This is a genomic window from Gemmobacter lutimaris, assembly GCF_003570715.1.
In the GTDB taxonomy this organism is placed as follows: domain Bacteria; phylum Pseudomonadota; class Alphaproteobacteria; order Rhodobacterales; family Rhodobacteraceae; genus Gemmobacter; species Gemmobacter lutimaris.
In genome coordinates this window covers 187,647-208,715 of the sequence record NZ_QXXQ01000002.1, presented here as the reverse complement: position 1 = coordinate 208,715, position 21,069 = coordinate 187,647, and the positions used below count along the sequence as shown (strand labels likewise).

24 protein-coding genes are annotated in these 21,069 nt (G+C 64.1%); 14 read left to right on the top strand and 10 right to left on the bottom strand.

The features are described from left to right. Positions 1-50: 50 nt before the first annotated feature. The 3 genes from metH to D2N39_RS04160 all read right to left on the bottom strand — a co-directional run bounded on the left by metH (position 51) and on the right by D2N39_RS04160 (position 5,169). Positions 51-2,756 carry a methionine synthase gene (gene metH, locus D2N39_RS04170; RefSeq protein WP_119133530.1) on the bottom strand — a complete coding sequence of 902 codons (2,706 nt, stop codon included), beginning with the start codon at positions 2,754-2,756 and terminating at the stop codon, positions 51-53. Next, positions 2,753-3,778 carry a homocysteine S-methyltransferase family protein gene (locus D2N39_RS04165; protein ID WP_119133529.1) on the bottom strand — a complete coding sequence of 342 codons (1,026 nt, stop codon included), beginning with the start codon at positions 3,776-3,778 and terminating at the stop codon, positions 2,753-2,755. The genes metH and D2N39_RS04165 overlap by 4 nt, the downstream gene beginning before the upstream one ends. Positions 3,779-4,038: 260 nt before the next feature. Next, the gene (locus D2N39_RS04160; protein WP_119133528.1) at positions 4,039-5,169 is read right to left on the bottom strand and encodes an S-(hydroxymethyl)glutathione dehydrogenase/class III alcohol dehydrogenase; all 1,131 of its coding nucleotides are present in this window, start codon (positions 5,167-5,169) and stop codon (positions 4,039-4,041) included. A gap of 73 nt (positions 5,170-5,242) precedes the next feature. Between D2N39_RS04160 and D2N39_RS04155 the strand changes: the two genes are divergently transcribed. The 3 genes from D2N39_RS04155 to D2N39_RS04145 all read left to right on the top strand — a co-directional run bounded on the left by D2N39_RS04155 (position 5,243) and on the right by D2N39_RS04145 (position 6,240). Then, positions 5,243-5,602, top strand: a complete 360-nt coding sequence (locus tag D2N39_RS04155; protein ID WP_158589772.1) for an I78 family peptidase inhibitor — start codon at positions 5,243-5,245, stop codon at positions 5,600-5,602. Positions 5,603-5,680: 78 nt separating this feature from the next. After that, positions 5,681-5,938 (top strand): I78 family peptidase inhibitor, encoded by a 258-nt coding sequence (locus D2N39_RS04150; protein WP_119133527.1) that lies wholly within the window; start codon positions 5,681-5,683, stop codon positions 5,936-5,938. Positions 5,939-5,955: 17 nt separating this feature from the next. Next, a complete protein-coding gene (locus D2N39_RS04145; protein WP_119133526.1) occupies positions 5,956-6,240 on the top strand; it encodes an I78 family peptidase inhibitor in 285 nt (94 codons plus the stop codon). 47 nt (positions 6,241-6,287) lie between these two features. Here D2N39_RS04145 and D2N39_RS04140 read toward each other — a convergent pair whose 3' ends face one another. The 4 genes from D2N39_RS04140 to D2N39_RS04125 form a co-directional block, all read right to left on the bottom strand. Beyond that, positions 6,288-6,722 carry a c-type cytochrome gene (locus D2N39_RS04140; protein WP_119133525.1) on the bottom strand — a complete coding sequence of 145 codons (435 nt, stop codon included), beginning with the start codon at positions 6,720-6,722 and terminating at the stop codon, positions 6,288-6,290. Between the two features lie 115 nt (positions 6,723-6,837). Next, positions 6,838-7,884, bottom strand: a complete 1,047-nt coding sequence (locus D2N39_RS04135; RefSeq protein WP_119133524.1) for a YeeE/YedE family protein — start codon at positions 7,882-7,884, stop codon at positions 6,838-6,840. Between the two features lie 54 nt (positions 7,885-7,938). Next, complete coding sequence (locus D2N39_RS04130) at positions 7,939-8,289, bottom strand: ArsR/SmtB family transcription factor (protein ID WP_119133523.1); 351 nt, start codon at positions 8,287-8,289, stop codon at positions 7,939-7,941. Positions 8,290-8,388: 99 nt separating this feature from the next. Further along, positions 8,389-8,754, bottom strand: a complete 366-nt coding sequence (locus tag D2N39_RS04125; RefSeq protein WP_119133522.1) for a thioredoxin domain-containing protein — start codon at positions 8,752-8,754, stop codon at positions 8,389-8,391. An 84-nt stretch (positions 8,755-8,838) separates the two neighbouring features. On the opposite strand from D2N39_RS04125, the gene D2N39_RS04120 reads away from it, so the two are divergent. The 11 genes from D2N39_RS04120 (at position 8,839) to D2N39_RS04070 (ending at position 18,647) form a co-directional block, all read left to right on the top strand. Continuing rightward, positions 8,839-9,576, top strand: coding sequence for a cytochrome c biogenesis CcdA family protein (locus D2N39_RS04120; RefSeq protein WP_119133936.1), 738 nt, complete (start codon positions 8,839-8,841; stop codon positions 9,574-9,576). An 11-nt stretch (positions 9,577-9,587) separates the two neighbouring features. Continuing rightward, positions 9,588-10,151, top strand: a complete 564-nt coding sequence (locus tag D2N39_RS04115) for a SoxW family protein (RefSeq protein ID WP_119133521.1) — start codon at positions 9,588-9,590, stop codon at positions 10,149-10,151. Positions 10,152-10,278: 127 nt separating this feature from the next. Then, positions 10,279-10,752 carry a sulfur oxidation c-type cytochrome SoxX gene (gene soxX / locus D2N39_RS04110; protein WP_119133520.1) on the top strand — a complete coding sequence of 158 codons (474 nt, stop codon included), beginning with the start codon at positions 10,279-10,281 and terminating at the stop codon, positions 10,750-10,752. Positions 10,753-10,786: 34 nt separating this feature from the next. Then, positions 10,787-11,206 (top strand): thiosulfate oxidation carrier protein SoxY, encoded by a 420-nt coding sequence (gene soxY, locus D2N39_RS04105; protein ID WP_119133935.1) that lies wholly within the window; start codon positions 10,787-10,789, stop codon positions 11,204-11,206. Positions 11,207-11,231: 25 nt separating this feature from the next. Next, positions 11,232-11,561, top strand: coding sequence for a thiosulfate oxidation carrier complex protein SoxZ (soxZ, locus tag D2N39_RS04100; protein WP_119133519.1), 330 nt, complete (start codon positions 11,232-11,234; stop codon positions 11,559-11,561). Positions 11,562-11,596: 35 nt separating this feature from the next. After that, positions 11,597-12,463: a sulfur oxidation c-type cytochrome SoxA gene (soxA, locus tag D2N39_RS04095; RefSeq protein ID WP_119133518.1), complete on the top strand. Its 867-nt coding sequence runs from the start codon at positions 11,597-11,599 to the stop codon at positions 12,461-12,463. Between the two features lie 121 nt (positions 12,464-12,584). Continuing rightward, positions 12,585-14,279 carry a thiosulfohydrolase SoxB gene (gene soxB, locus D2N39_RS04090; protein ID WP_119133517.1) on the top strand — a complete coding sequence of 565 codons (1,695 nt, stop codon included), beginning with the start codon at positions 12,585-12,587 and terminating at the stop codon, positions 14,277-14,279. A gap of 38 nt (positions 14,280-14,317) precedes the next feature. Beyond that, the gene (gene soxC / locus D2N39_RS04085) at positions 14,318-15,595 is read left to right on the top strand and encodes a sulfite dehydrogenase (RefSeq protein ID WP_054301270.1); all 1,278 of its coding nucleotides are present in this window, start codon (positions 14,318-14,320) and stop codon (positions 15,593-15,595) included. Beyond that, positions 15,579-16,709, top strand: a complete 1,131-nt coding sequence (locus D2N39_RS04080) for a c-type cytochrome (protein ID WP_119133516.1) — start codon at positions 15,579-15,581, stop codon at positions 16,707-16,709. Before soxC ends, D2N39_RS04080 begins: the two co-directional genes overlap by 17 nt. An 87-nt stretch (positions 16,710-16,796) precedes the next feature. Continuing rightward, entirely contained in the window at positions 16,797-17,705 is a 909-nt protein-coding gene (locus D2N39_RS04075) for an MBL fold metallo-hydrolase (RefSeq protein WP_233557049.1), read from the top strand. A gap of 3 nt (positions 17,706-17,708) precedes the next feature. Then, positions 17,709-18,647, top strand: coding sequence for an MBL fold metallo-hydrolase (locus D2N39_RS04070; RefSeq protein ID WP_119133515.1), 939 nt, complete (start codon positions 17,709-17,711; stop codon positions 18,645-18,647). Positions 18,648-18,649: 2 nt separating this feature from the next. Here the strand turns inward: D2N39_RS04070 and D2N39_RS04065 are convergent, their stop codons facing one another. The 3 genes from D2N39_RS04065 to D2N39_RS04055 all read right to left on the bottom strand — a co-directional run bounded on the left by D2N39_RS04065 (position 18,650) and on the right by D2N39_RS04055 (position 21,066). Continuing rightward, positions 18,650-19,711, bottom strand: coding sequence for a YeeE/YedE family protein (locus D2N39_RS04065; RefSeq protein ID WP_119133514.1), 1,062 nt, complete (start codon positions 19,709-19,711; stop codon positions 18,650-18,652). Positions 19,712-19,780: 69 nt separating this feature from the next. Continuing rightward, positions 19,781-20,650 carry an energy transducer TonB family protein gene (locus D2N39_RS04060; RefSeq protein WP_119133513.1) on the bottom strand — a complete coding sequence of 290 codons (870 nt, stop codon included), beginning with the start codon at positions 20,648-20,650 and terminating at the stop codon, positions 19,781-19,783. Further along, positions 20,647-21,066, bottom strand: coding sequence for a biopolymer transporter ExbD (locus D2N39_RS04055; protein ID WP_119133512.1), 420 nt, complete (start codon positions 21,064-21,066; stop codon positions 20,647-20,649). Before D2N39_RS04055 ends, D2N39_RS04060 begins: the two co-directional genes overlap by 4 nt. Between the last annotated feature and the right edge of the window lie 3 nt (positions 21,067-21,069).

The window sequence follows — 21,069 nt, the reverse complement described above, 5'->3', positions numbered from 1 at the left end:
TCGCCGCGAATTCAGGCGCAGATATGACGAGGCCGGGGCCAGAGCACGCCTCAGGCCACTGCCTTTGCGGCAGGATCATAGTTCAGCACCGGCGCCAGCCAGCGTTCCGCCTCGTCCTGCGACATGCCCTTGCGGGCGGCGTAATCCTGCACCTGATCGCGTTCCACCTTCGCCACGCCGAAATAATGGCTTTCGGGATGCGCGAGATAGAGCCCTGACACCGAAGACCCCGGCCACATCGCCATGCTTTCCGTCAGGTGCACGCCGGTATGGGCCTCGGCCTCCAGCAGACGGAACAGCGTGCGCTTTTCGGTGTGATCGGGCTGGGCCGGATAGCCGGGGGCAGGACGGATGCCGCGATAGGGTTCACCGATCAGCTCCTGCGGATCAAAGGCCTCGTCCGGCGCATAGCCCCAAAGCTCGCGCCGCACGCGCTGATGCAGCATCTCGGCCATTGCCTCGGCATAACGGTCGGCCAGCGCCTTGACCATGATGGCCGAATAATTGTCATTCGCGCGGTCGAAGGCATCGGCAATCGCCGCTTCCTCCGGTCCCGCCGTCACGACGAACCCGCCAACATAATCGCGCGGCCCGCCCTCGGGCGCGACAAAGTCGGCCAATGCGAGATTGGGCCGCCCTGCCCGCTTGGCATGTTGCTGGCGCAGGCTGTGCAGGGTGGCCAGCGGCAGTTGCCTGTCCTCGCCGCAATAAAGCCGGATGTCATCGCCCGAAGTCTGGGCAGGCCAGAAGCCCACCACGGCACGCGGCCGGAACCAGCGTTCCGCGATGATCCGCGCCAGCATGTCCTGCGCATCGGCAAACAGGGCCCGCGCTGCCGCGCCCTGCGCCTCATCCTCCAGAATACGGGGATAGACGCCACGCATCTCCCATGTCTGGAAAAACGGGGTCCAGTCGATGTAACGCGCAATCTCGGCCAGATCCCAGTCATCAACCGCCCGCGCGCCAAGGAATTGCGGCACCGGCACCTGATAGCCCGACCAGTCGAGTTTCAGCGCATTCGCGCGCGCCTGCGCCAGCGGCAGCCGCAACTTTGCACGCTCCGCCCTTTCGTGACGGTCCGAAACCTCGGCATATTCTGCCCGGATCTGCGCGATATAGGGCACCTTCTGCGTGGGGCTGAGCAGGTTGCTCACCACCCCCACCGCGCGACTGGCATCCAGCACATAGACCGCCGGGCCGGAATAGCGCGGCACGATCTTCACCGCCGTATGCACCTTCGAGGTCGTGGCCCCGCCGATCAGCAAGGGAATCGACAGCCCTTCGCGTTCCATCTCGGACGCCATATGGACCATCTCGTCCAGCGAGGGGGTGATCAGGCCGGAAAGACCGATGGCATCCACCTTCTCGGCCTTTGCGACCTCAAGGATCTTCTGCGGCGGCACCATCACACCAAGGTCGATGATGTCGTAATTGTTGCAGGCCAGAACCACGCCGACGATGTTCTTGCCAATGTCATGCACATCGCCCTTCACCGTGGCCATCAGGATCTTGCCCGCGCTTTCACGCCCCGATCCGCCGTTCAGCCGCTTCTCTTCTTCCATGAACGGCAACAGAACCGCGACGGCCTGTTTCATCACGCGGGCCGATTTCACAACTTGCGGCAGGAACATCTTGCCCGCGCCGAACAGGTCGCCCACCACATTCATCCCCGCCATCAACGGGCCTTCGATCACATCCAGCGGGCGCGCGGCGTTAAGGCGCGCAGCCTCGGTATCGGCTTCGATGAATTCGGTGATCCCGTTCACCAGCGCATGTTCCAGCCGCTTTTCCACCGGCCAGTCGCGCCATGCCAGATCGCGGCCCTTTTCTTCCTTTGCGCCACCCCGGAAGCGATCCGCGATCTCCAGCAGCCGGTCGGTCGCATCCGGACGGCGGTTGAGCACGACATCCTCGCAGCGCGTTCGCAACTCAGGCTCGATCTGGTCATAGACCACAAGCTGCCCGGCATTGACGATACCCATGTCCATCCCCGCCGCGATGGCATGATACAGAAAGACGGCATGCATCGCCTCGCGCACCGCATCATTGCCGCGAAAGCTGAACGAAAGGTTGGAGACACCCCCCGACACATGCGCATGCGGCAGGTTCGCACGAATCCACCGCGTCGCCTCGATGAAATCGACACCGTAATTGTTGTGTTCCTCGATCCCGGTCGCCACGGCGAAGATATTGGGGTCAAAGATGATGTCCTCGGGCGGGAAGCCGACTTCATCCACCAGAATGCGATAGGCGCGGGCACAGATTTCAGTCTTGCGCGCGAAGGTATCAGCCTGCCCCGTTTCATCAAAGGCCATGACGACCACGGCCGCGCCATAGGCCAGGCAGAGCCCCGCCTGATGCCGGAACGCGGCCTCCCCCTCCTTCATGCTGATGGAATTGACGACGGGCTTACCCTGCACGCACTGCAGGCCCGCCTCGATCACCTCCCATCTGGAACTGTCGATCATCACCGGCACACGGGCGATATCCGGCTCGGCTGCCAGCAGGTTCAGAAACTCGACCATGGCGGCTTTTGAATCGATCAGCCCCTCATCCATGTTGATGTCGATGATCTGCGCGCCGTTTTCCACCTGATCGCGCGCCACCTCCAGCGCAGCGGCATAGTCGCGGTTGACGATCAGCTTGCGGAAGCGCGCCGAGCCGGTGACATTCGTGCGCTCCCCCACATTCACGAAGGGAATGTCGGGCGTCAGGGTGAAGGGTTCGAGGCCGGAGAGGCGCAGAAGCCGGGTCATTTCACACTCCTCGGGCACAGGTCCGCCACGGCTTCGGCAATGGCGCGAATATGATCCGGCGTGGTGCCGCAGCAGCCGCCGACCACATTCACCAGCCCTTCGCGCGCGAAATCAGCCACTTGGCGGGCGGTTTCCTCGGGGCCTTCGTCATATTGGCCAAAGGCATTGGGCAGCCCGGCATTGGGATAGGCGCAGACCGCCACATCCGCCGCCTGCGCGAGTTCGGCCAGATGCGGCCGCATGGCGCTGGCCCCCAGCGCACAGTTCAGCCCCACGGTGAAAGGCCGGGCATGAGCCACCGAATGCCAGAAAGCGGTCGGCGTCTGCCCAGATAATGTGCGCCCCGAGGCATCGGTGATCGTGCCGGAAATCATCAGCGGCAGGCGGCGCCCGGCTTCGGCAAAAACCTCCATGCAGGCAAAGATCGCCGCCTTGGCGTTCAGCGTGTCGAAGATGGTCTCGATCAGGATCAGATCGGCGCCGCCCTCCATCAGGCCACGCACCTGCGCGCCATAGGCGCGGCGCAGATCATCGAAGGTGACAGCACGATAACCGGGGTCGTTGACATCGGGGCTGAGGCTCGCCGTGCGGTTGGTCGGCCCCACCGCCCCGGCCACGAAACGCGGCCTGCCGTCGATTGCCGTCGCCCGGTCCAGCGCCGCCCGCGCCAGCCGCGCGCCTGCAACATTCAGGTCATGCACCGCCGCTTCCATACCGTAATCCGCCTGCGCGATGGTGGTGGCGGAAAAAGTATTGGTCTCGACAATATCCGCCCCCGCCATGGCATAGCGGAAATGGATCTCCTCCACCGCCGCAGGCTGCGTCAGGCTCAGAAGATCGTTGTTGCCCTTCTGCGGATGGTCCGAATGATGGCGGCAGGCACAACCGTGAAAATCCTCCTCCCCCAGACCCAGGGCCTGGATCTGCGTGCCCATCGCCCCGTCGAGGATCAGGATACGCTCGCGCGCAAGACGGTTCAGAAGGTCGGTGTTCGGGCTGTCTGGAATCTGGAAAATCTGCATCGGATCATGGGCTTCTTCAGGAAGCCGGGACCCTAGGCAGATTGCCCGCAGGATTCAAATTCACATTTCTGGAAAAGATTATGAGGAATTTCGATAATCCGGCCGGGCGCCTCTGGCTGGTTGCGGACCGGGGGTTTCACACCCCCGGACCCCCGTGGGATACTTATGGACAGAAAATCCACTATATGCGGCGCCCTCATTTTCTGTCTGAAAATATCCTCGGGGGGTCCGGGGGGGCGAAGCGCCCCCGGTCCGACAGATCAGTAGACGACCACGGCGCGGATCGACTTGCCTTCGTGCATCAGATCGAAGCCCTTGTTGATGTCCTCAAGGCTCAGCGTGTGGGTGATCATCGGATCGATCTGGATCTTGCCGTCCATATACCAGTCAACGATTTTCGGCACATCGGTGCGACCGCGCGCGCCGCCGAAGGCGGTACCTTTCCACTGCCGCCCGGTCACCAGCTGGAAGGGCCGCGTGCTGATCTCGGCCCCTGCCGGCGCCACGCCGATCACCACCGAGACGCCCCAGCCGCGATGGGTGCATTCCAGCGCGTCACGCATCACCTTGACGTTGCCGGTGCAATCGAAGCTGTAATCGGCGCCGCCGATCTGATCGGCCGGGGTTTTCGTCATGTTGACGATATGCTGGACGACCGAGCCTTCAATCTCTTTCGGGTTGACGAAATGGGTCATGCCGAAGCGTTCGCCCCATTCCTTCTTGTCGTTGTTCAGATCGACCCCGATGATCATGTCGGCACCAGCAAGTTTCAGGCCCTGGATCACGTTCAGCCCGATGCCGCCCAGACCGAAGACCACCGCCTTGGCGCCGATCTCCACCTTCGCAGTGTTGATCACCGCGCCGATGCCGGTGGTAACGCCGCAGCCGATGTAACAGACCTTGTCGAAGGGCGCATCGTCGCGGATCTTGGCAAGGGCGATTTCCGGCACCACGGTATGCTGTGCGAAGGTCGAACAGCCCATGTAGTGATGGATCGGTGTGCCATCCAGCATGGAAAACCGCGAGGTGCCGTCGGGCATCATGCCCTGGCCTTGCGTCGCGCGGATCGAGGTGCAGAGGTTGGTCTTCTGGCTCAGGCAGCTCGGGCATTCCCGGCATTCCGGAGTGTAAAGCGGGATAACGTGATCGCCGGGTTTCAGCGTGGTCACGCCGGGACCGCATTCGACCACGACGCCCGCGCCCTCATGGCCGAGAATCGCCGGGAACAGCCCTTCCGGGTCGGCGCCCGACAGGGTGAATTCGTCGGTGTGGCAAATGCCGGTGGCCTTGATTTCCACAAGAACCTCGCCGAATTTCGGCCCTTCGAGGTTCACTTCCATGATCTCAAGCGGTTTTCCGGCGGCAACGGCCACCGCGGCACGGGTGCGCATAGGCTCCTCCCTCTGTCAATTTGGCCCAAGCTGTGCGAAACACGGAAGAATTGCAACGCGGGAAACGGCACTGATGACACGAGTTACGACCACCCTCGGCCTGCTTCTGGCCCTTGCGACTGCGGCTTGCGCCCCCGCGCCCGAGCCGTATCAGCCGCCGCCTCTGGTGGTAACGCCGGGCATCGACCCGGTGACCGGGCAGCCGATCGACCTGACGCCGGGTCTGAACGACCGCGAGCCGGATACCTGCCACGCGGCGGACTACCAGTATCTGAAGGGGCAGAACCAGTCTTCGGTGACAGCCGCGGGCATCACCCGGCCCACACGTTTCGTGACACCCGGCGGCATTGTCAGTCAGGAAGAATACGATTCCTTCCGCATCAACTTTCACCTCGATCCGGCAGGCACGGTCGTTCGCATCACCTGTGGCTGAGCTTGGGCCAAAGGTTCAGGCCCATCAGCCTTGTGGCCAATGGCTGTTGCAGGGCCAATGCTTCAGGATCGGTGACGGATGAGGAAGTGGTTTTCGGGTTGCCTGCTGGTGTTTGCCGGTTGCGTGCAGGCGCCGGACTATCAGGGAGGCGCCTGCGGTGCCAATCGGTTGGCTGGCTGGATCGGACAGCCGGCCGATGCACTGGACGAACAGTATATGCCAGAGGAACATCGTCTGGTCCCGCCGGATCTGGCCATTACGGAAGACTATCGCCCCAACCGGCTCAATGTCCTGCTGGACAGGCAGGACCGCATCGCAGGCTTCCGTTGCGGGTGATCTGAGGAGGAGATGAAATGCGCAAGACCCTTGGTTTCATGGCTCTGTCCGGGGCGCTGGTGATTACGCTTTCCGGGTGCGTTCCTGAGGAACCGCCGCCCGCAGCCCTTGGCGGCACCTGTGGCGCGGCCAAGTGGCAGCATCTTGTCGGCCAGCCGCGCGAAGCCATAGGCCAGATCGCGCACAGCGGTCCGATGCGGGTTATCGAGCCGGGCATGGCCGTCACGATGGACTACGCTTCGGGTCGGATGAATGTCACGCTGACGGAAGAGGGCCGCATCGAGGCCATCACCTGCGGCTGACCAGAGCAGAGAAGCGCCCGGCCCAAAAGCGCCGGGCGATCCGCAAGTTACATCCGATAGGCGGTATGGCAGGCCTTGCAGGCACCGCCGACACCAGCCATTCCAGCCTTCACCCCGTCCAGCGAGGTCGCATCCAGCGCCCCGGCTGCGGTTTTCAGCGCGTCGGCCTTGCTGACGAAATCATCCCAGTTGGACCAGATTTCCGGCTTCGCCTCGGTTTCCGGGTCGGTTGCGTTGGTTTCAAACTTCGCCGCGATCTCGGCCGAAGCGGCCAGAATCGCCGCCTTTGCAGCTTCGGCCTTGGCGGCATCGAAATCGGCCTTGCCGCCCGCCATATCGCCGAGGGCTTTTGTATTGCCGCCGATGGTTTTCATCAGCTCCTGCCGGGCTTTCACCGTGGGGTCGGTCGCCTCGCCCTCGGCGAAGGCCATGCCGCCGGCCACGATCAGGCCAAGGGTCAGAATGCGCGTGGTCAATTTCATTGTCTGGCTCTCCTAGCTGGAATGCCCCCACTATAAACACGACTTGCGACGACGCGATAACCTTGCGGTGATCGGGCGGGCCGGTCACGCGATTGTCAACGATGGTTTCGGGCGATCACTCCGGTTCGTAACCGGCGATCAGATGGCGCAGGCCCAGCAGTGCCCCGGCGGCGATGGCGGCCAGCGTCACCGGGCCGGACCATGCCAGCGTGGCGAAGGCGCTGACGCCCTGCCCGACCGAACAGCCCAGCGCGATCACGCCGCCGATCCCCATCAGCACCGCGCCGCCGACCTGACGGCCCAACTCGCGCGGGTCTTCGCAGGCTTCCCATTTGAACAGGCCCCGGATGGTCGAGCCGATCAGCGCCCCCAGCATCACCCCAAGCACCGAGCCAACCGAGAACGTGATACCCCCGGCGGTCGAGGTCATCAGGAAGATCAGCGTGCGCCCCACCGGCGCGGTGAAAGAGGCGCTTTCCACCTGCACCGCCCCAAGGCTCGCCTCGTAAAGCCAACTCGTGCCCGCAAAGCACCAGACCACCGCCAGCCCGGCCGCCACACCCCAGGCAATCATGCCGGGGCGTTCGCGCAGCGGGCGATGGGCCAGCGCCCAACCGATACAGGCCAGCCCCAGCACCGCCGCCGTTGCCGCGACGGGCAGGCCGGTCCAGCCTTGCAGGTCATTGGCAATCCCCTGCGGCCCGGCAGCATCGGGCTGCGGAAACAGGGCGACACGCAGCGGGGCCAGCGGCCCCGACAGCGCGACGAACCCGAAGATACCCATGACGACCACGACGACCAGCGACCGCAGATCACCGCCGCCAAAACGCACCAGTGCACCGAAGCCGCAATTGCCCGCCATCGCCATGCCGTAGCCGAACACCAGCCCGCCTATGACCGAGGCCAGCGGGTTCCAGGCAAGGCTGTGGTAGTAGGTGGCGGAAAGGTCGATCAGCCCGGCCAGCGCGCCGAACTGCGTGCCAAGGATCGCCACGCCCAGAACGATGCCCCAAAGCCGCAGGCGGCGGGCATCCTTGCCGTAAGCCGCGCTTTCCAATGCCCCCAGTGTGCAGAAATCCCCCAGCCGGGCCGCAAGGCCCAGCACGACACCGCCCGCCAGACCCACAAGCGCGGCAAGCAGCCCATAGGGCAGATCATCCATTCCCGGTTCCTCCCTTGGCTGCGGCCCCGGCGCGGGCGCCAGCGGCTTGCCGCGTCACTCCGGCTTGCAGAACATGCTCCCCAGCAGGCCGAGCATCCTTTCAACCCGCGGATCGAGGATCGAATAATAGATCGCCTGCCCGTCCCGCCGCGCGCTGACCAGCCCCTCCAGCCGCAGCCGCGCCAGTTGCTGACTGACCACAGCCTGCCGCGAGGACAACAGGTTTTCAAGCTCGGTCACGCTTTTCGGACCCGACACCAGATGACACAGGATGGTCAGCCGCCCGTCATGCCCCAGCGCCTTCAGAAAATTGGCCGCCTCACCGGCCTGCACGACCAGCCCCTCCAACGGGGGGAGGGGGGATAGGCCGTGGTCCTGTTGTTCGCCATCGCGCAACTTCGACATCCAGATCCGCTTGCCGCCCTTAATGCCGCCAGCGGGCAGCTACCGCAACCGAATCCCGAAGGAAACGGCACTTTAGGCGCGAATCGACGCGGCGCAGCCTCAGCCCCCGGACGGCTCCGCGTCACGGATAAGCTGACCCAGCAGAGGCCAGAAGAAATCCTCGCCCGGATAACCCTCGATCCGGCCGACCTCCACCCCATCGGACAGAAGGACGAAGGTGGGGGTGAAAATCGGGGCGCTGTTGATCCGCACACCCTCCGGCAGCGCCGCATGAAGGTCGATCCGTGTCAGCGGGGCCGCGCGCCCCTCTTCGGTCAGCGGGTATTCGGGGCCGACATCCTCGGTCCAGCGCGCACAATAGATGCAGCCCGGCTGTTCGAACATCAGCAGGCTCAACCCGGCCACTGCGGCAGAGCCCCAGCCGCAGAACAGCACAAACGCGGCCAAGAAGCCCGAACGAGTCATGTTGACAACCCTATAGTTGCATAGAAATATCCTAATCTGAAAATGCCCTTCTGGGCAAGCGGCGCTTCGGGGAGGAGGCGGATGCTGACGGATGTGAGTTTCGGCGGGGCCGCACTGGCCGGGTTGCTGGCGTTTTTCTCGCCCTGCATCCTGCCCATGGTGCCTTTCTACTTCAGCTACATGGGCGGCATGTCAGTGGCCGAACTGCGTGGACAGGGCCAGATTGCGCCCGGCGCGCAACGGCGACTGTTCATCTCGGCGCTGTTTTTCGCGCTGGGTGTGACCACGATTTTCGGGCTGATGGGGCTTGGCGCCACGGCGGCGGGGCAGGCCTTCCGCATGTGGAAGGAATGGCTGACCTATGCGGCGGCGGCGGTGATCTTCGTCTTTGGCCTGCATTTTCTGGGCGTGCTGCGCATCCCCTTCCTGCTGCGCGAGGCGCGGATGGAAAGCAAGGGCGACCCGAAAACCGTGGTCGGCGCCTATGTGATGGGCCTTGCCTTCGGCTTTGGCTGGACAGCCTGTGTCGGGCCGGTGCTGGCCTCGATCCTGCTGATTGCCTCGACCAAGGACACGCTGTGGCAGGGCACCGCGCTGGTGCTGACCTTCGGGCTGGCGATGACCTCACCCTTCGTGATCGCCGCCGCCTTCGCGCAGCCCTTCCTGCGCTGGGTTGCCCGCAACCGCAACCTTATGGGCTATGTCGAAAAGGTGATGGGAGTGATGTTGTTGGTGTTTGCCATCCTGATTGCCACCAATTCCGTGACATTCCTGTCGGACTGGCTGATCCGCAACTTCGACTGGTCCGCGACATTGAAATGAAGGAGCACTCCATGCGCCGTATGCTTGCCACTGTCGCCCTTGCCCTGCTGCCGCTTGCCGCCCCTGCCCTTGCGGTCGAGATCGGCGACGACGGGCTGCACAAGCCTGACTGGCTGCGCGAGACTTTCAAGGATCTGCGCGAGGATCTGTCGGAGGCCAACACCGAGGGCAAGCGCCTGCTGGTCATCGTGGAACAACGCGGCTGCATCTATTGCACCAAGATGCACGAGGAAGTCTTCCCCGATCCCGCCATCGACGCGCTGATCCGCGAATCGTATTTTGTCGTCCAGATGAACCTGTTCGGCGATGTCGAGGTGACGGATTTCGATGGCACCGTGCTGCCGGAAAAGGACATGGCGGTGCGCTGGGGGGTGATGTTCACACCCACGATGATCTTCCTTCCCGAACAGGTGCCCGAGGGCCAGAAGGCGGCTGAAGCCTCTGTCGCGCTGATGCCCGGCGCCTTCGGCAAGGGCACCACCGAGGCCCTGCTGACCTGGGTGCGTGACCATGGCTATGAAAATGGAGAACATTTTCAGAAATATCTGGCCAGCCGCATGGCTCCGGCCAACTGACGCGCGCTGCGGCGCGGCTTCTGCAATGCAGAAAGATATGAATATTCAAGAATACATATAAATCTATTGCATCCTCGCGCATACCGGCGCTATCGTCCGAGTCAGGGAGAGATCAGGGAGGATCGCAATGACACGCCACCTCGTGCAGGCGACGCTGCTGGCACTGGCCGCCGCGACGCCCGCCTTCAGCGATACCGCGCCGAAGGACGTGGTTTTTGAAGAGGGAGCCGTCGCACAATCGCTGACCGGCAATCCGGGCAACCCCGAAGAGGGGGTGAAGGTGATGACGACCAACGCGCTGGGCAATTGCGTGGCCTGCCACGTCGTTGGCGCCCTGCCGGATGTGCAGTTCCCCGGCAATATCGCGCCGCCGCTGGATGGCGTGGCCGACCGCTACAGCGAGGCACAGCTGCGCGGCATCGTCGCCAATGCGAAGATGACCTTCGACGGTTCGTTCATGCCCGCTTTCTACAAGACCGACGGCTTCATCCGGCCCGGCAACGGCTACACCGGCAAGGCCGCCGAGGGCGAGTTGCCGCCGATCCTGAATGCCGCACAGATCGAGGATGTGGTGGCCTATCTCGTCACTCTGAAAGAGTGAACGGACCGGCCCCGAGAAGTTTGAGGAGATCATGATGAACCTTTCCAGACGCGAAGCCCTGTGGGTCGGTCTCGGCGGGCTTGCGGCCGTGGCGATGCCCGGCGCGGCACTTGCCGCCACCACGGAAGAGCTGACCAATGCCTTCACCGGCGGCGCGGCCCCCGGCACCGACGGCATCACCCTGACCGCCCCGGAAATCGCCGAGAACGGCAATACCGTTCCGGTTTCCGTCAGCGCCCCCGGCGCGGTGGCGATCATGCTGCTGGCCACCGGCAACCCGGAACCGGCCGTAGCCACCTTCACCTTCGGCCCGGCGGCGGGCAGCCAGATGGCAGCGACCCGCATCCGCCTTGCGAAAACGCAGGATGTGGTGGCGCTGGCGAAAATGGCTGACGGCTCGATCAAGCAGGCGCAGGCGACCGTGAAGGTCACCATCGGCGGCTGCGGCGGCTGAGGCAGGGAACAGGAGGAACACGACAATGGCAAATGATGCAAAACCGCGCGTGAAGGTTCCCAAATCGGCCAAGGCGGGCGATGTGGTCACCATCAAGGCGCTGATCTCGCACAAGATGGAATCGGGGCAGCGCAAGGATGCCGACGGCAAGCTGATCCCGCGTTCGATCATCAATCGCTTCACCTGCGATCTGAACGGCGTGAACGTGATCGACGTGGCCATCGACCCGGCCGTTTCGACGAACCCCTATTTCGAATTCGACGCAAAGGTCGATGCGGCAGGCGAGTTCAAGTTCACCTGGTATGACGACGATGGCTCCGTCTACGAGGACGTGAAGCCCATCGAAGTCGCCTGATCGCGCAGCCACAGAGATTTCGGGGAGGAGAGATCATGCAGCAGCGCAAAGCGACCTGGCTGGCCGCCACGGCCCTCGGCCTTGCCCTCACGGGCATGGCGATGGCCGATCCGGCGGAAGACACGCTGTCGGTGGAAACCGATGACGGCACCATCGACTTCGTGACCCAGACCGCGGCACCGGAATTCCTGAAGGGCCATCTGGACACGATCTATTCCGGCTGGCTGTTCCGCGAGGACGAGACGCGGGCGCTTCAGAAGGACGACTTCGACAACCCCGCAATGGTCTTCTACGATCGCGGCGTGGACCGCTGGAACGCCACCATCGGCAAGAACGGCGAATCCTGTGCGGGCTGCCATCAGGGGCCGGAAAGCATGGCCGGCTTGCGGGCCGTCATGCCGCGCGTGGACGAAAAGTCGGGCAAGTTGATGATCATGGAAGATTACATCAACAACTGCGTGACCGAGCGTATGGGCCTTGAGAAATGGGGCACCACCTCGAACGAGATGAAAGATATGCTGTCGGTCATCTCGATGCAGTCGCGCGGCCAGATCGTCAACGTCAAGATCGACGGCGCTGCCGCTCCCTTCTGGGAAAAGGGCAAGGAAATCTACTACACCCGTTACGGGCAGCTTGAGATGTCCTGCGCCAATTGCCACGAAGACCACTACGGCCAGATGATCCGCGCCGACCACCTGAGTCAGGGGCAGATCAACGGCTTCCCGACCTACCGCCTGAAGGATGCGGGCATGGTCTCCGCCCAGCAGCGGTTTGTGGGCTGCGTCCGCGACACCCGCGCCGAAACTTTCAAGGCCGGTTCGGACGAGTTCAAGGCGCTGGAGCTTTACGTCGCCTCGCGCGGCAACGGGCTTTCGGTCGAGGGCGTTTCCGTCCGTCACTGACCGCTTTCCCGCGCCCCTTGCCGGGCGCGGGCATTCGTTTGGCAATTTACCGACAGGGCAACCGGCCTGACGCGCTTTCCGCGCGGCGGTTTCGTTTTGTCCGAAAGCAGGAGAGTGGCGGATGATCACCCGCAGGGAATTCCTTCAGGCGTCAGTGGCGGCCTCGGCGATCTATGGTTTGTCGGGTTTCGGCAACTGGTCGAAACTGGCGGCGCAACAGGCGCTGACCCAGGATCAGCTTTTGCAGTTCGACGATTTCGGCAATGTGACGCTGATCCATGTGACCGACATCCACGCGCAACTGAAGCCGATCTTCTTCCGCGAACCCGAGATCAATCTGGGCGTCGGCGATGCGCGCGGGCAAGTGCCACATGTCACCGGCACCGATTTCCTGAAGATGTTCAACATCCAGCCCGGCGCGCCCGAGGCCTATGCCCTGACCTACGAGGATTTCACCGCTCTGGCCAAGGGTTACGGCCGCATGGGCGGCATGGATCGCGTGGCGACCGTGGTGAAGGCGATCCGTGCCGCGCGACCCGATTCGATCCTGCTGGATGGCGGCGATACATGGCACGGCTCCATGACCTCGTTCATGACCAAGGGTCAGGACATGGTGAACGTGATGAACGCGCTGGGCGTCGATGCGATGACGAGCCACTGGGAATGGACCTATGGCACCGACCGCGTGAAAGAGATCGTGGAAAGCCAGCTCAAATTCCCCTTCCTCGGCGCCAATATCTTTGATCAGGAATGGGACGAACCGGCTTTCGAGCCCTACAAGATCTTTGAAAAGGGTGGCCTGCGCATCGCGGTCATCGGTCAGGCCTTCCCTTACATGCCTATCGCCAACCCCGGCTGGATGTTCCCCGAATACAGCTTCGGCATCCGCGAGGAACGCATGCAGGAGGTGGTGGATGAGGTCCGCGCCGAGGGCGTGGATCTGGTGGTCTGCCTGTCGCACAACGGCTTTGACGTGGATCGCAAGATGATTTCCCGCGTCAAGGGCATCGACGTGATCCTGACCGGCCACACCCATGACGCCGTGCCCGAGCCGGTGATCGTGGGCGACACCATCCTCATCGCCTCCGGCTCCAACGGCAAGTTCGTCAGCCGCATCGATCTGGATGTGCGCGATGGCCGGATGATGGGCTTCCGCCACAAGCTGATCCCGATTTTCTCGGATGTCATCACGCCCGACGCCGACATGGCCGCGCTGATCGACGCCGAACGCGCGCCCTTCAAGGCTCAGCTGGAAGAAAAGATCGGCACCACCGAAAGCCTGCTGTATCGGCGCGGCAATTTCAACGGCTCGTGGGATGACCTGATCTGCGACGCCGTGCGGTCAGAGCGGGACGCGCAGATCGCGCTCAGCCCCGGCGTCCGCTGGGGCACCACCCTGCTGCCCGGCGACGCCATCACCCGCGAGGACATCCACAACGTCACCTCGATGACCTATGGCCAGTGCTACCGCACCGAAATGACCGGCGAGACGCTGAAAACGGTGATGGAGGATGTGGCCGACAACCTGTTCAACACCGACCCCTACTATCAACAGGGCGGTGACATGGTGCGCGTCGGCGGGCTTGCCTACACGATCGACGTGTCCAAACCGATCGGCAGCCGCATTTCCAACCTCGCGCTGACCGATACCGGCGAGGCCATCGACGCCGCGAAATCCTACACGGTCGCAGGCTGGGCCTCGGTCAATCAGGACACCGAAGGTCCGCAGATCTGGGATGTGATCGAAAGCCATATCCGCAAGATCGGCACCGTCCGGCTGGAACCCAACACCTCGGTCACCGTGACCGGCATCTGAAGAATCCAAGGAGAGTTCGCACCATGTCTGACGAACAGATGTCCGACGAACCGGCCACCACCAAAGGCCCCTCGCGCCGCGCCTTCCTGCGCAATGGCGCGCTGGCTGGCGCCGGTCTGGTGGCTGGTGGCACCGCCGCCCGCGCCGCCACGCCCGACCCGCTGATCACCGAAGTTCAAGACTGGGCCAGCGCCTTCGGCGACCCGGTGGATGCCGCGCCCTATGGCACGCCCATCCGGTTCGAAAGCCATGTCGTGCGGCGCAATGTCGAATGGTTGACCGAAAGCCCGGTCTCCTCCATCAACTTCACGCCGATTCACGCGCTGGAAGGCACGATCACCCCGCAGGGCTGCGCGTTTGAACGCCACCACTCCGGCGCTATCGAGCTGTCGAAAGCCGATTACCGGCTGATGATCAACGGCCTTGTCGATCAGCCGCTGGTCTTCACCTTCGAAGATCTGCTGCGTTTCCCGCGCGCCACCACCACCGCCTTCCTCGAATGCGCGGCGAATGGCGGCATGGAATGGGGCGGCGCGCAGCTTGAGGGCTGCCAGTTCACCCAGGGCATGATTCACAACATGGAATATATCGGCGTGCCGCTGAAGGTGCTGCTGGCCGAGGCGGGTGTGAAGCCCGAAGGCAAGTGGATCTATGCCGAGGGCGCCGATGCCTCGTCCAACGGTCGCTCCATCCCGATGGAAAAGGCGATGGATGACGTCATGGTCGCCTTCTTCGCCAATGGCGAGGCGCTGCGCAAGGAACATGGCTATCCCGTGCGTCTGGTCGTGCCGGGCTGGGAAGGCAACATGTGGGTGAAATGGCTGCGCCGCATCGGGGTCTATGACGCCGCCGTGGAAAGCCGCGAGGAAACCTCTAAATACACCGATCTGATGCCCGATGGCCGCGCGCGCAAATGGACATGGGTGATGGACGCAAAATCCGTCATCACCACGCCCTCGCCGCAGGCTCCGATCCGCCATGGCAAGGGGCCGCTGGTGATTTCCGGTCTGGCCTGGTCGGGCAATGGCAAGGTCACGAAGGTTGACGTTTCGCTGGACGGCGGGCGCAACTGGCAGGAGGCCCGCATCACCGGTGAGGCCCGCAGCAAGGCGCTGACCCGCTTCCATCTGGACATCGACTGGGACGGGTCCGAACTGTTCCTGCAATCCCGCGCCACCGACGAGACCGGCTATGTCCAGCCCACCAAGAACGCGCTGCGCGACATCCGCGGGCTGAACAATGTCTATCATAACAACGGTATCCAGACTTGGTGGGTCAAGGCCGACGGGGAGGTCGAGAATGTCGAAATCGCGTAACCTGCTGATCGGCTCGGCGCTTGCGCTTTCGACGCTGGCCGGTCCGGCGATGGCTGACAAGCTGGGCCTTGGCCGCCCTGCCCTGCCCGAAGAGATTTCCGCATGGGACGTCGCAGTGCTGCCCGATGGCACCGGCCTGCGCCCCGGTTCGGGCAATGTGGAAACAGGCGAGGAGGTCTTTGCCGAGAAATGCGCCGCCTGCCACGGCGAATTTGCCGAAGGTCTGGACAGCTGGCCGGTTCTGGCAGGCGGCGAGGGCAGCCTGACCGACCGCCGCCCGGTCAAGACCATTGGCAGCTACTGGCCGCATCTGTCTACCGTCTACGACTACATCCACCGCTCCATGCCCTTCGGCGCGGCGCAGACGGTCAGCGTGGACGAAACCTATGCCATCGTCGCTTTCCTGCTGTATTCCAACGGCTTGGTGGAAGATGATTTCACCCTGTCGAACGAGAATTTCACCGAAGTCGTGCTGCCGAATGCCGATGGCTTCTATCCCGACGACCGGCCGGAAAGTGAATATCCCCAGTTCCGCGCCGAAGCCTGCATGGCCAATTGCGCCGAAGGGGCGCCCAAGGTCACCAAGCGCGCGGTGGAGCTGAACGTGACGCCGACCGACCCCGATGGCAAACCGGCGGGCACCCTGCCGGATATCGTGGCCGAAGCCGCCGCGGCCAGCGCCGAAGCCGCCGCGACCGAAACCCCGGCAGAAGCCACGCCCGAGGCGGAACCAGAACCGGCGGCCGGTGCGGCACCCGCCGATCAGGCTGCCGCACCGACCGCCGGTCCCGACCAGGAACTGGTTGCCGCAGGCGAAAAGGTGTTCAAGAAATGCGCCGCCTGCCACAAGGTCGGCGAAAGCGCCAAGAATGGCACCGGCCCCATGCTGAACAATGTGGTCGGCCATCCGGCGGGCAAGGTGGAGGGCTTCAAATACTCCAAACCCCTGCTTGCCATGGCGGAAGAAGGGCTGGTCTGGGATGAAGCCGCTCTCCATCACCTGCTGGAGAACCCGAAAGCCTTCATCAAGGGCACCAAGATGTCCTTCGCGGGGCTGAAGAAGGAAGAGGATCGGGCGGCGGTCATCGCCTACCTGTCCACCTTCGCACAGTAACCTCCCTGTGGCGCGGCCTCTCCCCGCGCCATCCCTGCCGCAGCGGGCCTGACCCTGCTGCGGCTTTCTCGCACAACGGAGCGTGCCATGATCAGCCGTCGATCCCTGATGACTCTCGCCGCCGCCGCCGTGACCGCGCCACTGGCGCCGCGTCGCCTTTGGGCGGGCAACACGCTGACCTTGGGCGCGATGCAGATCGACACGCTGTCCGACGGATTCCTGACCCTGCCCGGCGGCTTCATCCTCGACGGCGCCCCGCCCGAGGCCGCCGATATTCTGGCGCGTTACGGGCTGGGCACCGACCAGTTGACGCCGCCCTGCAATGTCACGCTGCTGCGTGACGGCGACCGGATGGTGCTGTTCGATGTGGGCGCGGGTCATGATTTCATGCCCTCCGCCGGCAAGCTGGCCGAGGCCTTTGACACGCTGGGCGTCATGCCCGAGGACATCACCCATGTCCTGTTCACCCATGGCCACCCCGACCACCTCTGGGGCCTGCTGGATGAATTCGACGACCCGATCTTCCCCAATGCGGAATTTGTCATGGGGCAGGCCGAATTCGATTACTGGACCAATCCCGAGACGGTGAACACCATCGGCGCCGCCCGCACCACCTTTGCCGTGGGCGCCGCAAGGCGGCTGGAGGTGATCGCCGATCAGATCCGCCTCATCGCCGACGGCGACGAGGTGCTGCCCGGCATTGCCGCCCATCTGACGCCGGGCCATACCCCCGGCCATATTGCCTATGAACTGCGTTCCGGCAGCGAGGGGGTGCTGATCGCGGGCGATGCCATCGGCAACCACCATATCGCCTTTGAACGCCCCGACTGGCATTCCGGCTCGGATCAGGATGCCGAAACCGCCGCCGCAACCCGGCTGCGGCTGCTGGATCGCCTCGCTTCCGAACAGATGGCGCTGATCGGCTTTCACCTGCCGGGCGGCGGTATCGGCCGGGCGGAACGTGCGGATGGCACCTATCGCTTTGTCGAAAGCTGAGCCATGCGCGCACTTGCCCTGCTGCTGATCGCCAGCCCCGCCTTCGCGTCCGAGGACATCCCGGATCAATACCCGCAATCGGTGCTTTATGCGAAGCCGGTCGAGGTAATCCCGCATGTCTTCACCGCCACCGGCGCCACCGCCCCGCCGACCTACGAAAACGCAGGCCATAACAACAACCTGAGCTTCATCGTCACGGGCGACGGGGTGATCGTAGTGAACTCTGGCGCATCCTGGAAACTGGCCCAGGCGCTGCATGCTGAAATCCGTGCAGTGACCGACCAGCCGGTGAAGCTGGTCATCGTCGAAAACGGTCAGGGCCATGCGATGCTGGGCAATGGCTATTGGGCGGCGCAGGGCGTGCCGATCCTCGCACATGAGGAAGCGGCGGCTGAATTTGCCGATGGTGCGGCGCAGGATCTGGCGGCGCTGCAACGCTATGCCCGCGAGAATGCCGAGGGCACGGTGATCGCCGCCCCGACCCAAACCTTCACCGACCGCAAGGTGATCGAGATGGGTGGTGTCACGGTCGAGGTGCTGCACCTCGGCCCGGCGCACAGCCCCGGCGACACCCAGGTCTGGCTGCCGCAATGGGGCATGATGATCGCGGGCGACATCGCCTTTCACGAACGCATGCCGCCGATCTTTGAAGGCACCTGCACCTCCTGCTGGATCGAGACATGGGAAACGAAGCTGGAACCGCTCGCCCCCACCTATCTGATCCCCGGTCACGGCCACCCGACCAATCTGGCGCAGGTGCGGCGCTACACCCGCGATTATCTGCTGGACCTGCGGGCGAAAATCGCCGCGCATCTTGAAGAAGGCGGCGATCTGGCCGGTGCCTATTACGTCGACCAGTCGCGTTGGGCGCATCTGGATACGTTCGAGGAGCTGGCGACCAAGAACGCCGGCGTGGTCTTTGCCGAGATGGAGTTCGAATAGTCTCAGGCCGCCACGCTGCGGCCCTGCTGATCGACCACGACATCGGTGATCGCCGCACCGATCCACATGCACAGAAGGGCCAGCCAGGCGGTTGCGGCAAAGATCGACCCGCCGGTGACACCCGCGCCGATGGCGCAGCCGCCCGCCAGCATGGCGCCAAAGCCCATCAGCACCGCGCCGAACATCGACCGCCGCATCTGGCTTTCGCCGTCGAAACCCTGAAAATGCAGCTCGCCCTTCAGCGCGGCGGACAGCAGGGCCCCCAGAAACACCCCCGGTATCAGCCCGATGTCGAAATCCAGCGCCGGGTTTTCCGTCAGAAAGAACATCAGCATATTGGCCGAGGGACCGGAAAAGGTGGCCGAGGTCACGCTGACGGGTTCGAATGCCGCCTGTGACAGGCTGAAGGTCAGCACCCAGCCCAGCGCCACAGCAAAGCCCACGCCCGAGGCAAAGACCAGCCGGGACCAGCCCAGCGCATTTCGCGCCGCCAGCCACAGCGCCAGCGCCGCGATGGCCAGACCAAGCACCAGCCCGGTGCCCTCGGGCAGCGACAGCGCGGCGATCAGATCGACATTCCGCCCGCCCGGCGTAATCCACAGCCCCGCCAGCCATTGCCGCAGCGGCGCCAGCCACCCATGCAGCGCCATCTGCGCCACGACGGCAAAGATCAGGCCCGACACCACCGACCGCAGGTTCCCCGTCGCCGCCAGCACCAGAAGCCGCCCGGAACAGCCGCGCGCCAGCACCATGCCCGCGCCGAACATCAGCCCGCCGATCACCGCGCCAGACCATGAGCCGGTGACCGCCATCATCCGCGCATCCTCGGGCCGGAACAGGCCCAGCATCCTCGCGCCCTGCACCCAGATCACCGCGGTCGAGAAAGTCAGCAGCCAGACCGCCATGCGCGGCCCCAGCCGCCCGCGCGCGAATTCCACCGTAGCCGCACGCAGGCAGAAAGAGGACCGCTGCGCCGCCACACCGAAAACCACGCCGGTCAGCAGGCCGAACAGCAGCGCAAGATGCGACTCTTCGAAAATGTCGAGCAGCCAGACAATATCCATGCGCGATTCTCCTTTACGGAAGAATGTCACACGGGCGTTTATCGGGTCATTGATTCAGGTCAGACGGGGTCAGCGGTCCGAGAATTCGAAAGCAAAGCTGGTCGGTGCGCCGGGTGGAGGGGGCGGAAAGGGTGCGGCGCGGCGGATATGGTCCAGTGCGGTCCGGTCCAGTGCGGCAGAGCCCGAACTGCGCACCACTTTCACACCTGCCAGTCCGCCGCTGCCCGAGATTGAAAAGCTCACCAAGGCCACGCCCCGGTCCCGCACCTTCACCTTGCGGGTCTTGCGCACTTTCTTCATCACCTTGCCGGCATAATCCGCAGCCGCCCGCTTGCCCGATCCGGCAGATGCGACAGCGGCTTTCGCCGGGGCAGCGGAAGGGGCCGCCGCCGATGCAGCCTGCACGGTTTTCTTGGGCTGTGCGCTTTTCTTCTTGGCTTTCTTCTGGGCCTTTTCCTGCTCGACAGGTTTTTTCTTGGGCTGTTCCGGCTTTGGCGGCGGTGCGACTTCTGCAACAGCCTCAGGCGGGGGCGGTGGCTGCATCTGTGCGGGCGGTGTATCGGCCTCCGGCGCGTCCGGCACTGCGGCCCGATCCGGCGTATCGGGCGGCGTATCCTCGATCATTGGCAAATCGGGCAGCGCCTCATCCGGCGGGGCTGGTTCTGCCATGTCGGGGCCATCCACCGGCACCTCTGGCGCAGGTTCGCTATAGGCGCCAAGCTCCATCGCCGGGGGCGCCATGATCAGGGCAATGGCATCCTGCTGCTCGCCCAAGGCCTCGCCCGCAGGCTGCGCCGCCATGGCCAGCGCGGCCAGCGCCGAAACCATCAGCGCGACAACCGAGGCAGAGGCCATCCAGCCCAAAGCCGCCGTGCGACGCGGCGGCTGACTTGCAAAATGCAGAACGGGACAGCGCGGCTGCGGGGCAACTGGCATCATGGGCGGGGGCCTCCTTCCAGACCGACCAGCGCGACCTTCAGATAGCCCGCCACCCGCAAGGCATCGAGCAATTGCATCAGGTCGCCATAGGGAATGCGGCTGTCGGCGCGCAGCAAGACCGGCACGGCACGGTTGCCATTGCTGGCCCGATCCAGCGCGGGGCCAAGACCCGCCGCCGATACGATAGCCTCGCCCAGCCGCAGATCGCCCTCGCGCGTCAGGGTCAGCCACAGCGGCTCCTCCTCGCGCTCGCGCGGGGGGGCGCTGCTGGCAGGCAGGTTCACCGGCACATCCACGGTAGACAGCGGCGCCGCAACCATGAAGACGATCAGCAGCACCAGCATGACGTCGATGAAGGGCGTCACGTTGATGTCGGCGATTTCGTCCTCGTCATGGCTGCCGCTGGAAAACGCCATGGC

Excerpts from the sequence above, each read along its gene's own strand:
- metH (WP_119133530.1), bottom strand. The coding sequence starts at position 2,756 with ATGACCCGGCTTCTGCGCCTCTCCGGCCTCGAACCCTTCACCCTGACG.
- D2N39_RS04165 (WP_119133529.1), bottom strand. The coding sequence starts at position 3,778 with ATGCAGATTTTCCAGATTCCAGACAGCCCGAACACCGACCTTCTGAAC.
- D2N39_RS04160 (WP_119133528.1), bottom strand. The coding sequence starts at position 5,169 with ATGCGCACCCGTGCCGCGGTGGCCGTTGCCGCCGGAAAACCGCTTGAG.
- D2N39_RS04155 (WP_158589772.1), top strand. The coding sequence starts at position 5,243 with ATGACACGAGTTACGACCACCCTCGGCCTGCTTCTGGCCCTTGCGACT.
- D2N39_RS04150 (WP_119133527.1), top strand. The coding sequence starts at position 5,681 with ATGAGGAAGTGGTTTTCGGGTTGCCTGCTGGTGTTTGCCGGTTGCGTG.
- D2N39_RS04145 (WP_119133526.1), top strand. The coding sequence starts at position 5,956 with ATGCGCAAGACCCTTGGTTTCATGGCTCTGTCCGGGGCGCTGGTGATT.
- D2N39_RS04140 (WP_119133525.1), bottom strand. The coding sequence starts at position 6,722 with ATGAAATTGACCACGCGCATTCTGACCCTTGGCCTGATCGTGGCCGGC.
- D2N39_RS04135 (WP_119133524.1), bottom strand. The coding sequence starts at position 7,884 with ATGGATGATCTGCCCTATGGGCTGCTTGCCGCGCTTGTGGGTCTGGCG.
- D2N39_RS04130 (WP_119133523.1), bottom strand. The coding sequence starts at position 8,289 with ATGTCGAAGTTGCGCGATGGCGAACAACAGGACCACGGCCTATCCCCC.
- D2N39_RS04125 (WP_119133522.1), bottom strand. The coding sequence starts at position 8,754 with ATGACTCGTTCGGGCTTCTTGGCCGCGTTTGTGCTGTTCTGCGGCTGG.
- D2N39_RS04115 (WP_119133521.1), top strand. The coding sequence starts at position 9,588 with ATGCGCCGTATGCTTGCCACTGTCGCCCTTGCCCTGCTGCCGCTTGCC.
- soxX (WP_119133520.1), top strand. The coding sequence starts at position 10,279 with ATGACACGCCACCTCGTGCAGGCGACGCTGCTGGCACTGGCCGCCGCG.
- soxY (WP_119133935.1), top strand. The coding sequence starts at position 10,787 with ATGAACCTTTCCAGACGCGAAGCCCTGTGGGTCGGTCTCGGCGGGCTT.
- soxZ (WP_119133519.1), top strand. The coding sequence starts at position 11,232 with ATGGCAAATGATGCAAAACCGCGCGTGAAGGTTCCCAAATCGGCCAAG.
- soxA (WP_119133518.1), top strand. The coding sequence starts at position 11,597 with ATGCAGCAGCGCAAAGCGACCTGGCTGGCCGCCACGGCCCTCGGCCTT.
- soxB (WP_119133517.1), top strand. The coding sequence starts at position 12,585 with ATGATCACCCGCAGGGAATTCCTTCAGGCGTCAGTGGCGGCCTCGGCG.
- soxC (WP_054301270.1), top strand. The coding sequence starts at position 14,318 with ATGTCCGACGAACCGGCCACCACCAAAGGCCCCTCGCGCCGCGCCTTC.
- D2N39_RS04080 (WP_119133516.1), top strand. The coding sequence starts at position 15,579 with ATGTCGAAATCGCGTAACCTGCTGATCGGCTCGGCGCTTGCGCTTTCG.
- D2N39_RS04075 (WP_233557049.1), top strand. The coding sequence starts at position 16,797 with ATGATCAGCCGTCGATCCCTGATGACTCTCGCCGCCGCCGCCGTGACC.
- D2N39_RS04070 (WP_119133515.1), top strand. The coding sequence starts at position 17,709 with ATGCGCGCACTTGCCCTGCTGCTGATCGCCAGCCCCGCCTTCGCGTCC.
- D2N39_RS04065 (WP_119133514.1), bottom strand. The coding sequence starts at position 19,711 with ATGGATATTGTCTGGCTGCTCGACATTTTCGAAGAGTCGCATCTTGCG.
- D2N39_RS04060 (WP_119133513.1), bottom strand. The coding sequence starts at position 20,650 with ATGATGCCAGTTGCCCCGCAGCCGCGCTGTCCCGTTCTGCATTTTGCA.
- D2N39_RS04055 (WP_119133512.1), bottom strand. The coding sequence starts at position 21,066 with ATGGCGTTTTCCAGCGGCAGCCATGACGAGGACGAAATCGCCGACATC.